This is a genomic window from Vicinamibacterales bacterium (assembly GCA_036504215.1).
In the GTDB taxonomy this organism is placed as follows: domain Bacteria; phylum Acidobacteriota; class Vicinamibacteria; order Vicinamibacterales; family Fen-181; genus FEN-299.
The window spans coordinates 226,998-239,301 of record DASXVO010000035.1 but is presented as its reverse complement, the minus strand read 5'-3'; the positions used below and the strand labels follow the sequence as shown (position 1 = coordinate 239,301).

Annotated in this window: 10 protein-coding genes; 5 read left to right on the top strand and 5 right to left on the bottom strand. The window is 65.6% G+C overall.

The window, feature by feature from the left end; translation table 11 throughout:
- Window positions 1–480: 480 nt before the first annotated feature.
- The 3 genes from nifJ (at window position 481) to VGK32_09665 (ending at window position 5,867) form a co-directional block, all read left to right on the top strand.
- Window positions 481–4,056 (top strand): pyruvate:ferredoxin (flavodoxin) oxidoreductase, encoded by a 3,576-nt coding sequence (gene nifJ / locus VGK32_09675; GenBank protein ID HEY3382025.1) that lies wholly within the window; start codon window positions 481–483, stop codon window positions 4,054–4,056.
- 11 nt (window positions 4,057–4,067) lie between these two features.
- Window positions 4,068–5,066: a dihydroorotate dehydrogenase-like protein gene (locus VGK32_09670; GenBank protein ID HEY3382024.1), complete on the top strand. Its 999-nt coding sequence runs from the start codon at window positions 4,068–4,070 to the stop codon at window positions 5,064–5,066.
- Window positions 5,067–5,237: 171 nt separating this feature from the next.
- Window positions 5,238–5,867 (top strand): tetratricopeptide repeat protein, encoded by a 630-nt coding sequence (locus VGK32_09665; GenBank protein HEY3382023.1) that lies wholly within the window; start codon window positions 5,238–5,240, stop codon window positions 5,865–5,867.
- A gap of 37 nt (window positions 5,868–5,904) precedes the next feature.
- Here VGK32_09665 and VGK32_09660 read toward each other — a convergent pair whose 3' ends face one another.
- From VGK32_09660 to VGK32_09650, 3 genes are read right to left on the bottom strand one after another with little or no spacing between them, the layout of a single operon-like run.
- Entirely contained in the window at window positions 5,905–6,627 is a 723-nt protein-coding gene (locus VGK32_09660) for a prolipoprotein diacylglyceryl transferase family protein (protein ID HEY3382022.1), read from the bottom strand.
- Between the two features lie 12 nt (window positions 6,628–6,639).
- Window positions 6,640–6,921: a zf-HC2 domain-containing protein gene (locus VGK32_09655; protein ID HEY3382021.1), complete on the bottom strand. Its 282-nt coding sequence runs from the start codon at window positions 6,919–6,921 to the stop codon at window positions 6,640–6,642.
- Window positions 6,918–7,529, bottom strand: a complete 612-nt coding sequence (locus tag VGK32_09650; GenBank protein HEY3382020.1) for a sigma-70 family RNA polymerase sigma factor — start codon at window positions 7,527–7,529, stop codon at window positions 6,918–6,920. Before VGK32_09650 ends, VGK32_09655 begins: the two co-directional genes overlap by 4 nt.
- 80 nt (window positions 7,530–7,609) lie before the next feature.
- Here VGK32_09650 and VGK32_09645 point away from each other — a divergent pair, with 80 nt between their 5' ends.
- On the top strand, window positions 7,610–8,014 hold the full coding sequence (locus VGK32_09645) for a DUF302 domain-containing protein (GenBank protein HEY3382019.1): 405 nt from the start codon (window positions 7,610–7,612) through the stop codon (window positions 8,012–8,014).
- Window positions 8,015–8,335: 321 nt separating this feature from the next.
- A complete protein-coding gene (locus tag VGK32_09640; protein HEY3382018.1) occupies window positions 8,336–10,534 on the top strand; it encodes a DUF5916 domain-containing protein in 2,199 nt (732 codons plus the stop codon).
- 20 nt (window positions 10,535–10,554) lie between these two features.
- Here VGK32_09640 and VGK32_09635 read toward each other — a convergent pair whose 3' ends face one another.
- Together VGK32_09635 and VGK32_09630 are read right to left on the bottom strand one after the other, a co-directional pair.
- Entirely contained in the window at window positions 10,555–11,727 is a 1,173-nt protein-coding gene (locus VGK32_09635) for a radical SAM protein (GenBank protein ID HEY3382017.1), read from the bottom strand.
- 93 nt (window positions 11,728–11,820) lie between these two features.
- Window positions 11,821–12,258: a nitrous oxide reductase accessory protein NosL gene (locus VGK32_09630; protein HEY3382016.1), complete on the bottom strand. Its 438-nt coding sequence runs from the start codon at window positions 12,256–12,258 to the stop codon at window positions 11,821–11,823.
- Window positions 12,259–12,304 lie beyond the last annotated feature (46 nt).

Here is a 12,304-nt window from a genome sequence, read left to right as displayed (position 1 = left end):
GTTGCAGCCTGCCTCGGTTCACCCGCGCGGTGCGCCGACGGTCGCGCTGAGTATAGGCTGGCGGGCGATGAGCGCCAAGCCAAACCGAGCCCCACCGAGCCCCATCGAGCCAGTCGTTCGAACCGCGGCCAGCGAGCCGGCGGTCTCCGCACCAACATCACCGTGGAGCGATGGGACGATGATGCCTCGATGCGGCGTCACCATCCTTTTCCGCTCGCATCCACGGCCCCGAGGCCTTAACATATGAGGTTGCGCAGCGCGGGGCCGGCGAGAGAGCCGTGCCCGGCGTCTTGGATGCAGGGTAGCCCCCGAGTGCCCACCGCATTCCGTTCTCTGCCAGACAAGACAGCGGCGTCGTTCGGTCGTCGAGTCGGCCCGTACGGCAGTATAACAAGACCGGGTCTGGCCTGCCGGCATTCCGGCATCTCGAGTGGGTTCAGCACCAGACCACTACCGGTCGCAATCGGAGACAGCATTCATATGACACGTCCTCGAATCACGATCGACGGGAATGAGGCCGCCGCCTCGGTCGCCCACCGGACGAACGAGGTAATCGCCATCTATCCCATCACCCCTTCTTCGAACATGGGCGAATGGGCCGATGAGTGGGCGGCGAAGGGCAAGAAGAACATCTGGGACACCGTGCCGACGGTGGCGGAAATGCAGTCGGAAGGCGGCGCGGCTGGCGCTGTCCACGGCGCGCTGCAGGCGGGCGCCCTGACGACGACGTTCACGGCGTCGCAGGGCCTGCTCCTGATGATCCCGAACATGTACAAGATTGCAGGCGAGTTGACCTCGTTCTGCATGCACGTGTCGGCGCGAACCGTCGCGGCGCACGCGCTCTCGATCTTCGGCGATCATTCCGACGTCATGGCCTGCCGTCAGACCGGCTTCGCCATGCTCGCCTCCGGGTCGGTGCAGGAGGCGCACGACTTCGCGGCGATCGGCCAGCGGGCGACCCTCAAGATGCGCGTTCCGGTCCTCCACTTCTTCGACGGGTTCCGCACGTCGCACGAGGTGTCGAAGATCGAGCAGTTGAGCGACGACGACCTCCGGGCGATGATCACCGACGACCTGGTGGCGGCGCACCGCGCCCGGGCGCTCACGCCCGACAAGCCCGTCCTGCGCGGGACAGCGCAGAACCCCGATTCATTCTTCCAGGCCCGTGAGGCGTGCAACGGCTTCTACACCGCGGCCCCGGGGCACATCCAGGACTCGATGGACGAGTTCGGGAAGATCGTCGGCCGTCACTACCATCTGTTCGACTACGTCGGCCACCCCGAGGCCGAGCGCGTCATCGTGATGATGGGCTCGGGCGCCGAGATCACGCACGAACTGATCGAGTGGATGGTCGCCCGAGGCCAGAAGGTGGGCCTCGTCAAGGTCCGGGTCTACCGGCCGTTCTCGGTCGAGCACTTCCTCGCGGCGCTCCCCCGCACCGTCAAGCGGATCGCGGTCCTCGATCGGACGAAGGAGCCGGGCGCCATCGGCGAGCCGCTCTACCTCGACGTCTGCGCGGCGCTGCGCGCGGCGCACATGGACGAGCGGGGTCTGCCGAACTACATCGACGTGGTGGGCGGCCGATACGGCCTCTCCTCGAAGGAATACACGCCGGCGCACGCCAAGGCGGTGTTCGACAACCTGTCGGACGCGCATCCGCGCAACCACTTCACGGTCGGCATCGTGGACGACGTGACCCATCTGTCGTTGTTGGTGGACAACGACTTCGACATCGAGCCGGATGACGTGGTCCGCGGCGTGTTCTTCGGCCTCGGCGCCGACGGCACGGTGGGTGCGAACAAGAACTCGATCAAGATCATCGGCGAGGAAACGGACAACTACGCCAACGGCTATTTCGTGTACGACTCGAAGAAATCGGGGGCGGTGACCATCTCGCACCTGCGCTTCGGGCCGCGTCCGATTCGGTCGTCCTACCTGGTCAAGAAGGCGAACTTCGTCGCCTGCCACCAGTACGTGTTCCTCGACAAATACGACGTCCTGTCGTACGCCGGCCCTGGCTCCGTGTTCCTCCTCAACAGCCCGTTCCCGGCCGACAAGGCGTGGGACGACCTGCCGCAGGAGGTACAGGCGCAGATCATCGAGAAGAAGCTGAAGTTCTACGTGATCGACGCCTACGAAGTGGCGAAGGCCACCGGGATGGGCACGCGCATCAACACGATCATGCAGACCTGCTTCTTCGCGATTTCCGGCGTGCTGCCGCGCGATGAAGCGATCGCCCAGATCAAGAAGGCCATTCAGAAGACCTACGGCAAGCGTGGCGAAGAGGTCGTGCAGAAGAACTTCGCGGCGGTGGACGGGACCCTCGCCAACCTGCACCAGGTGAAGGTGCCGACTGCCGTCTCCGCCACGCGGAAGCGGCCGCCGGTCGTGTCCGCCCAGGCCCCGGACTTCGTGCAGCGGGTGACGGCCATGATGCTGGCCAACCAGGGTGACCTGCTCCCGGTGAGCGCCTTCCCGGTCGATGGCACGTGGCCGACTGGCACGGCGCGCTGGGAGAAGCGCAACATCGCGCTCGAGATTCCGGTCTGGGACCCGAAGATCTGCATCCAGTGCAACAAGTGCGCGATGGTGTGCCCGCACGCCGCGATTCGCGCCAAGGTCTACGATTCGGATGCCCTGAAGGGCGCGCCCGAGACGTTCCAGTCGATCGACTTCAAGGGCAGCGAGTTCAAGGGCATGAAGTACACCATCCAGGTGGCGCCCGAGGATTGCACCGGCTGCTCCATCTGCGTGATGGTCTGCCCGGCGAAGGACAAGTCGAATCCGAAGCACAAGTCGATTGACATGGCGCCGCAGCGCCCGCTGCGCGAGACCGAGGTCCGCAACTACGACTTCTTCCTGAACCTGCCCGAAGTGGACCGCAGCAAGGTGAAGCTGGACGTCAAGGGGACGCAGTTCTTCCAGCCGCTCTTCGAGTACTCCGGCGCCTGCGCGGCGTGCGGCGAGACGCCCTACGTCAAGCTGCTCACGCAGCTCTACGGCGACCGCCTGCTCGTGGCCAACGCGACCGGCTGCTCGTCGATCTACGGCGGCAACCTGCCGACGACGCCCTACGCGCAGAACCGCGACGGGCGCGGTCCGGCGTGGAACAATTCGCTCTTCGAGGACAACGCCGAGTTCGGGTTCGGCTACCGGCTGGCGATCGACAAGAACATCGAGCAGGGTCAGGAACTGGTCAAGAAGCTGGCGGCGCAGATCGGTGAAGGGCTGGCCGAGGCGATTATCGGCGCCGACCAGACCACCGAGGCCGGCATCGCCGCGCAGCGCCTGCGCGTGATCGAACTCCGGAAGAAGCTGGCGGCCCTCGGCACGCCCGAGGCGCACTGGCTCGGGAAGATTGCCGACTACCTGGTGAGAAAGAGCGTCTGGATCGTCGGCGGCGACGGCTGGGCGTACGACATCGGGTACGGCGGCCTCGACCACGTCATCGCGCAGAATCGCAACGTCAACCTCCTCGTGCTCGACACGGAGGTCTATTCGAACACCGGCGGCCAGGCCTCGAAGGCCACTCCGATCGGCGCCGCGGCCAAATTCGCGATGGCCGGCAACGCCCGTCCGAAGAAGGACCTCGGGATGATCGCCATGGCCTACGGCAGCGTCTATGTCGCGCACGTCGCGTTCGGCGCGAAGGACGCTCAGACGGTCAAGGCATTCCTCGAGGCGGATGCGTACGACGGCCCGTCGATGATCATCGCCTACAGCCACTGCATCGCGCACGGGTACGACCTCGAGATGGGGCTGGAGCAGCAGAAGCTCGCGGTGGACAGCGGCTACTGGCCGCTCTACCGGTTCGACCCGCGCCGGCTGGCGAACGGGGAGAACCCGCTGATGCTCGACTCCACGGCACCGAAGGCGGATGTCGGCCGCTTCATGGCGAACGAGAGCCGCTTCCGCGTGGTCGAGCAGCAGAACCCCGAGCGATACAAGACCCTGCTGACGAGTGCGCAGCACGAAGTGGCCTTGCGATTTGGTATCTACGAGCAGCTGGCGAAGCTGGGACTGCCCACGGGCAAGCCCACGGGCTCGGCTGAGTAACGGAGGATCCGATGGACCTGTCAACCAACTATCTTGGCCTTCGCCTTCCGCATCCGCTCATGCCGGGTGCGTCCCCGCTGGCCGATTCACTCGATACCGTCAAGCGGCTCGAGGACGCCGGTGCCGCCGCGATCGTGATGCGCTCACTGTTCGAGGAGCAGATCACCCGCGAAACCAACGGGCTCGTCTACCACATGGAGGTCACCGCCGAGTCGTCGGCCGAGGCCCTCTCCTACTTCCCCAAAGCCGATGACTTCGTCTTCGGCCCACACGAATACCTGGAGCAGATCCGCCGGATCAAGCAGGCGGTGAAGATCCCGGTGATCGGATCGCTGAACGGCACGACCAACGAGGGATGGCTCTCGCACGCGCTGAAGATCCAACAGGCGGGTGCCGATGCGCTCGAGCTGAACGTCTATTTCGTCGCCACCGACCCCAAGGAACCGGGGCAGGTGATCGAGCAGCGGACGATCGACATCCTGAAGGCGGTGAAGACGGCGGTGACGATCCCGGTGGCCGTCAAGCTGTCGCCGTTCTTCTCGTCGGTCGCGCACGTCGCGCACCGGCTCGACGCGGCTGGAGCCGACGGCCTGGTCATGTTCAACCGCTTCTATCAGCCAGACATCGACGTCGAGGCCCTCGAGGCGGTTCCGAGCCTGCACCTGTCCGACTCGTCCGAGCTGCTGCTCCGGCTTCACTGGCTGGCGATTCTGTCCGGCCGCGTGAAGGCGTCGCTGGCCGTCTCGGGCGGCGTCCACACGGGCGTCGATGCGGTGAAGGCCGTCATGGCGGGTGCGTCCGCCGTGCAGGTCGTCTCTCGCCTCCTCGAGGACGGCCCTGCCCGTCTGCTCACCATCATCCAGGGCCTCAAGCGCTGGATGGAGGAGCACGACTACGAGTCTCTCGAGCAGATGCGAGGCAGCATGAGCCTCCTGAAGGTGCCCGACCCGAGCGCGTTCGAGCGTGGCAACTACATGAAGGTGCTGCGTAGCTGGAAGGTCAGCGCGTAACAGAGGCCTCACGAGTCGGGATTCGGGCTCCACGTCCGAATCCCGGCTCCCGACCCCACCGTCCGCTCGTCCAATCTCCCACCCCGATCCCCGATCCTCGATCCCTGGACACCTGATTCCCGATCGCCAAATCCTGCCTCCTGTTCCCCCCAATCCTGGTTACAATCTTCCATGGCCCAACCGCAAACCTCCCCGACCACGTGGGCAATCATCGCGTGCTGCTGCCTGTTCCTCGGATTGGCGGCCGGATACGTCATCTTCGGCGGACAGCGCGGACCCGAACCGGTGGTCTCGCCGGCGGCCCCGGCCGCAGCTCCCGCTGCAAATACACCTCAGGCTGGCCTGTTCGACGAGCAGCAGGCGCAGGTACTGCGGACGGTCATGGCCAAGGATCCGAAGAACGCCCAGGCGCCAACCCAACTGGGCAACATGCTGTACGACGCAGGCCGCTACGCCGACGCGATCCCTGTCTACCAGCAGGCGTTCGCGCTCGATCCGAGGAACGTCGGCCTCAGCACCGACCTCGGCACTGCACTGTGGTACTCGGGTCGCCCCGACGAGGCACTCGCGCAGTTCGAGAAGTCGCTCGCGATCAATCCAGACCACGCGCAGACGCTGTTCAATCAGGGGGTCGTCAGGAAGGATGGCAAGCAGGATCCGACGGGCGCCATCAGGTCCTGGGAGAGACTGCTGGCCGCCAACCCAACCTACCCGGATCGCCAGAAGGTCGAGCAGCTCATCGAGCAGGCCCGCCAGCAAGTCGGCACGACCCCGATCGCCCCGGCGAGATCGACGAAATAGGCTCTGGGCCTCGGGCTGATGATGCAGGTCCTGTCGATCAGGAGTTCGGCCGGCGCCCCATCAGCAACCACCCGCCCATCAGCACGATCCCAATCGAGAACAGCTGCGCCGTCGTCGTCCCCGCAAAGACGACGACGTTCACCCGCACCAGTTCGATGAGGAAGCGCGTGCCGCCGGCGATGACGAGGTACCCGCCGAACACCGCTCGATCACTCGCGCCGCGCCGGCGCAGCGAGACGAGCAGCCACGTCATCGGGATCAGCAGGGCGGCTTCGTAGAGTTGCGTCGGATGCACGCGGTCGAGCGTGGGCGGCAGACCGTCCGGGAACGCGATGCCCCAAGGCAGGCTCGTCGGACGGCCGTAATCGTCACCCACGAGGAAGCAGCCGATGCGCCCGATCGCCTGACCGAGCGTGAGCGCGGGAGCGGCCGCGGCCAGCATCCCCATCAGTGGAAGCCGCCGCCACAGAATCATCGCGCCCCCCGCCAGGATGCCTCCCGTCAGCCCGCCGAACCAGCTCATTCCTCCCCGACTCAGCAGTGTGGAGGACAACGGTTCGGCGAGATGCTCGGCAACGTAGAGAAGCTTGGCGCCAACCAGACCGCCGATGACTCCCACGAGCGCGGCGTCGATCCCCATCGCCGAGTCGATCCGTGCGCGTTTCAGTTCGTGCCGCATGAGCAGCAGCCCCAGTGCGGCCCCGAGCGCGACCATCGCACCGAAACTGGTGATCTCGAGCGATCCAAGTCGGAAGAGCACCGGGTAAATGGCCTACCCCCTTTTCGCTCTGCGACGAGGAGGCTGAGCCAGGAGCGACGCGACGCGTGCCCGCGCGCGATCCCGGATCTCGGCCGGCAATTCGGGCTGGCCTTCGTCGTGACAGAGGTTCACGGTCTGCTTCAGGCCGCCGAGCACCTCCTCGCAGCAGGGGCAGTCGCGGAGGTGCTGCTCGATCGCCTGGCGGTCCAGCGGGTTCAGGTCGTTGTCCAGGTACATCGACAAGCGTTCGAGAAACTCCTGGCACCGACCGTGGTCCGGGTTCGTGATGTTCATTGCGCTTCCAGGGACTCGCGCAGCAGCAGGCGTGCGCGGTGCAACCGGGTCTTGACGTTCGCCTCTGAGATTCCGAGCACGTGCGCGACCTCACGCGTCGACAGCCCTTCGATTTCCCTCAGCACGACAACCACGCGGAACGGACGGGGAATGACCGAGAGGGCCCGCGTCAGCCGAGCCCGAAGGCCGGCGTTGACCGCCTGGTGCTCCGGATCACGTGCGGGATCGACCGCGTCCAGCAGCCGGTCGTGACCATCGTCGGTCCCGACCGGTTCATCGAGCGACAGCACGTGTGACGGCTCGCCCACCCGCTTCCGGCGGTTGATGAGGCACGCATTCCGAACCGTCCGATAGAGCCACGCCCGGAACGCCTCGGGCTCGCGAATCCGCGCGGCGTACCGATACGTCTTGAGCAGCGCCTCCTGCATCGCATCGTCGGCGTCATCAGGCCGGCCACACACGAGCAGGCTGAACCGATACGCAACTTCCTGCGCACGCATCAGGAGCGTCTCCATCGCGTCGGCCTTGCCCTCTTGCACCGCCCGGACCAGGTCGGCGTAGCTCGCCTCGCCCTGCGCCTCGCGGGCCTCTTGTGGATCCAGATTCACGTCGCCTGCTTTCGTCACAACCGCGGCCGTCACCTTTGTCGCCTCTGGTGAATCATAATCTACGTGGGGAGGACCTGAACATGCAGGAAACGCGTTACGGACTGCGGGTAGAGTTGCCGGTCGGGTACGACGAGGCAGTTGAGCAGACGACGGCAGCCCTCAAGAGCGAGGGTTTCGGGGTACTGACGACGATCGACGTCAAACAGACGATCAAGCAGAAGCTCGACAAGGACTTTCGCAAGTACCTCATTATTGGCGCGTGCAACCCGCCGCTCGCGCACCAGGCCCTGACGACCGAACTCGAGATTGGCTTGCTCCTGCCGTGCAACGTGATCGTCTACGAGGCCGACAACGGGAATTCGGTGGTAGCAGCCATGGCGCCGCTCGGCGCGCTGGGCGTCGTGGGAAACGAGGGATTGATGCCGGTTGCCCAACAGGCCGATGCGAAGCTGCGCCGGGCACTCCAGGCGCTCGAGGCCCGATGATGGACTACCTCTGGCCAATCGCGTTCCTGGCGGTCTGGTTGCTCCTCCAGACGGTGATCCTGCCGCGCCTGGGTGTGCCGACCTGAACCAGCCCTCAGTGCGACGTCGAGTCTCGACGTCAGAGAACCCCGCCAGCACCGAAACGTTGACCGCCAAGAACGGCGGCGCTCGCCATGCCAATCCCCCGGGCACCGGACTTCTCCCCCGGGGGGTGTCACCCTTGTTCCTGCAACCCCTGTCGCTTCAGAACGATTCAACGGCGTGAACGCCAGGTCCGGGTAAACGCTGGGGCTGTCCCAGCCGTAATGATGGAGCATGCGGATGGGTTGGCTTCGGATCGCGGTCTTCTGCCTCGTCACCGTCGTCTCGGTGGCGGCGTTTCATCAGCACGCGGCGGGCGCACACATCGCTTCTGCCTCCGGGCGGCCGAGCAGTGTGGAGATCGACAGGCCCTCGGCAAGCGCCACGCCCGCGACCGGGCCGATCCGCGTGGATGGTTCGTTCGACGAACCGATCTGGCAGTTGGCCCGTCCGATCGGCCCGCTCGTGCAACGCGAGCCCAACCAGGGCCGGCCGGCGACCGAAGAGACGGACGTGCGGGTGGTCTATACGGCCGACGCGCTCTACGTCGGGATCCTCTGTCGCGACAGGACGCCAGGCGGTATCGTCTCGACCCAACTCACACGGGACGCGGATCTCGAGGTTGACGACAGCATCCTCGTCATCCTCGACCCCTTCCTCGACAATCGAAACGGGTTCTTCTTCCAGGTGAATCCGGCCGGTGCGCGGGCCGACGGGCAGGTGTCGAACAACGCCGAGCACGCGAGCCGCGACTGGGACGGCATCTGGAACGCCGCCGCCCGGATCACCGCCGACGGATGGGTCGCGGAAATCGAGATCCCGTTCAAGACCCTCCGCTTCAAACCCGGTCAGACCACGTGGGGGCTCAACGTCGAGCGGCGGATCAAGCGCCTGAACGAAACCGACCGCTGGGCCGGATCGAGGCAGGACGTCTGGATCTCGAATCTGTCGGAAGCCGGCCGCCTCGAGGGGATTTCCGGGATCCGCCAGGGGAGGGGCCTCGACATTCGCCCGTACGTCTCGGGCGGCGCGGAGAACGGCGACGGCACCTTTCAGCCGGGTATCGACATCTTCAAGAACCTGACGCCGAACCTGAACGCATCGGTCACCGTCAACACCGATTTCGCGGAGACCGAGGCCGACGACCGACAGATTAATCTGACACGTTTCCCGCTCTTCTACCCCGAGAAGCGGGCGTTCTTCCTGGAAGGCGCGGGAGTGTTCGACGTCGCCGGGCTCGGCGGATTCCACGTCGATCTGCTGCCGTTCTTCAGCCGCCGCCTCGGGCTCAACGCGGGTGAGCAGGTGCCAATCCTCGCCGGCGCCAAGGTGATCGGCCGACAGGCCGACTACAACATCGGCATTCTCGATGTCCAGACCCGGCGTCTGGAGGACGCATCACTCGACGGGCAGAACCTGCTTGCGGCGCGAGTCAGCCGGAACCTGTTCACGCAGTCATGGATCGGGGCCATCTTCACGAGGGGCAATCCAGCGGGAACCGGGAGCAACACCCTTGTCGGCGCCGACGCACGGTTCGCCACGTCGAAGTTCCGTGGGGACAAGAACCTCAGTCTCAGCCTGTTCGTCCTTCGCACCGACGATGAGACGCTGCACCGGGCGGACTTCGCGGCAGGCGCGAGCATCGACTATCCGAACGACCTCTGGGACGTCTCCTTCCGCTGGAAGCAGATCGGCAACGGCTTCGAACCCGCACTAGGCTTCGTGCCGCGGCGAGGCATTCGCAAGACGTCCGGCCGCGCCTCGTTCCAACCGCGTCCCGGACGGTGGGGCATCCGTCAGTTCCGCTTCGAGTTCGGTCCGGAGGTCATCACCAACCTCGACAACGTCGTCGAGAACTGGGCCATCGAAACCACACCGATCAACTTCGTGACCGAGTCCGGTGAACACGTCGAGTTCGGCTTCGAGCCGCAGTTCGAGCGGTTGCCCGAGGCATTCGAGATTGCCGACGGCATCGCCGTCCTGGCGGGATCGTACCGATGGAATCGATACAGCGTGGGAGCCAGCACGGCCGACAAACGGTGGTGGGTGGTGGAGGTCGAGACCGGGTGGGGTGGGTTCTACGACGGCACGCGCCGGCAGGTCGGCATCGGCCTCATCGTGAAGCCCAGCACGCACTTCAGGCTGGGGTTCAACGGCGAGCGCAACGTCATCTCGCTTCCTGGCGGCGATTTCGTGACGTCGGTCTACAGCGGCAAGGCAGACTTCAACTTCTCGCCGAACGTCTCGTGGTCCAACCTGGTCCAGTACGACAGCGAATCGCGGGAACTGGGGGTGCAGAGCCGGTTCCGGTGGATTCTCAAGCCGGGCAACGACATCTTCCTGGTGCTGAACCGAGGCTGGTCCCGCGATTTTCGCGGCCTCTACCACCGGAGCTTCGACCGCGGCACGGCCAAGCTGCAATACACGGTGCGCCTGTAGGGTCGAGGTCGTAACCCGCCCTACGCCCCCTGACCGTCCCCACCGACCGCTCCGCCCGTGTGGAGCGCCACCGCGTTGTCGAGCACGGGCTCGTAGGTGCAGAACGGTTCCTCGGCCAGGTAGTCGCCGTGGTCGGAATACGCCCTCGCGCGGCAGCCGCCGCAGATTCCCTCGTAGCGGCAGATCCCGCATTTCCCGGTGAGCGCCTTCGGATTCCGCAACTGCTGAAAGACCGTCGACTGCGCCCAGATGTCACCGAATCGCTCTCGCCGAACGTTCCCCGCACTGACGGGCAGATAGCCGCACGGATAGATGTCGCCGGCGTTCGACACGAAGCACACGGCCGTGCCGGCCAGGCATCCGCGCGTCATCGCGGAGAGCGGCCGGCCGCCGGCCGGATCTGGTGCCGCTTTCATTTGCGTCCCGAGGGCGACGAATGGTGTGCTCCGGTCGCCGTGCCTGCGCTCATCGACGATCCGCTGCGCCCGGATGCGGAAATAGTGGGGCGCGCAGGTTGCCTTCAGGTCGATCGCCACCTGCTTGGACTGATCGTAGAACCAGTTCAGAACACGTTCGTACTCGTCGGCGGGCAGCATCTCCCGGTCGGCGATGCTGACGCCGCATCCGACGGGCACCAGCATGAAGATGTGCAGCGCATCGGCGCCGAGCGAGAGCGCCAGGTTCAGCATGGCCGGCAACTCGGCCACGTTGTGCTTCGCGATCGTCGAGTTGATCTGGATCGACATGCCGGCTTCGCGCAGGAACCGCAGGCCGTCGATGGCCTTCACGTGCGATCCGGGAATGCCGCGGAACGCGTCGTGCGTCGCCGCAACCGCACCGTCGAGGCTGATCGCGACCCGCGAGAACCCGGTCCGCTGGATTCGCTCGGCCATCGCCCGGTCAATCATCGTCCCGTTGGTGGCGAGTGCCATCCGGAAGCCCTTGCTGGCGCCATAGGCACCGATGTCGAAGATGTCGTCGCGGTACAAGGGCTCGCCGCCCGAGAGGATCAATACCGGTTTGGCCACCTCGGCGATCTGATCAATCAGCTCGAACGACTCGCGGGTGTTCAGTTCGACGAGCGACCGCTCGGCCTCCGGTACGGCCCTGCAATGCTGACACCGCAGGTTGCAGGCCTTCGTGGTCTCCCAGAACATGAGTCGAAGCGGGGGCACACCGGTCGGAAGCGACATCGTGAACAGTCCTCTCCTCACGCTGCAGTCGGAGGCGGAACGCCTCGTCTCCAGTCGCGGCGGATACCAATACCGGGTCCGGGGATGAGCTCGTCAGTCGGCGCCGCCGGCCGCGATCCGCTGCAGGATCCCCGGCCAGTCGGTCGCGCTGCCACCGCTCTTCTTGCCGAAGGCCACCGCGGAGGCGACATCACCGAACGCGTAGTAGTCCAGTTCCTTGGTCCGGTCGTCGATCTCGCTCTTCACGAAGACGGCCGATCGCACGTGAATCAGACGGCCCGAGCCGTAGTCGGTCACGAACACCTCGCTCGCCGACACCTGGTGTTCCTTGATGTACCTCGCCATGCAGGTCACCGTGCGGAACTTCAACGGCAGACCGCTTGGCGGCACGAGTTCCGCGGCGATCTTCGCGTTCGTGATTGGGCGGCGGCACCCATCGCAGACGTCACCCACCCTGATCGCCACGGGCTGCACCGACGCGCAGGCAACGAGCAGGAAGAGGCCGACACCGAGCGCGACCAGCGTTCTCATATGACCCTCCGGTTGAAGACCAGACCGAGTTGGCCACGAATCGAAC

Coding starts and splice junctions, on each gene's coding strand:
- VGK32_09635 (HEY3382017.1), bottom strand. CDS start 11,727: ATGTCGCTTCCGACCGGTGTGCCCCCGCTTCGACTCATGTTCTGGGAG.
- VGK32_09645 (HEY3382019.1), top strand. CDS start 7,610: ATGCAGGAAACGCGTTACGGACTGCGGGTAGAGTTGCCGGTCGGGTAC.
- VGK32_09630 (HEY3382016.1), bottom strand. CDS start 12,258: ATGAGAACGCTGGTCGCGCTCGGTGTCGGCCTCTTCCTGCTCGTTGCC.
- VGK32_09655 (HEY3382021.1), bottom strand. CDS start 6,921: ATGAACATCACGAACCCGGACCACGGTCGGTGCCAGGAGTTTCTCGAA.
- nifJ (HEY3382025.1), top strand. CDS start 481: ATGACACGTCCTCGAATCACGATCGACGGGAATGAGGCCGCCGCCTCG.
- VGK32_09665 (HEY3382023.1), top strand. CDS start 5,238: ATGGCCCAACCGCAAACCTCCCCGACCACGTGGGCAATCATCGCGTGC.
- VGK32_09640 (HEY3382018.1), top strand. CDS start 8,336: ATGGGTTGGCTTCGGATCGCGGTCTTCTGCCTCGTCACCGTCGTCTCG.
- VGK32_09670 (HEY3382024.1), top strand. CDS start 4,068: ATGGACCTGTCAACCAACTATCTTGGCCTTCGCCTTCCGCATCCGCTC.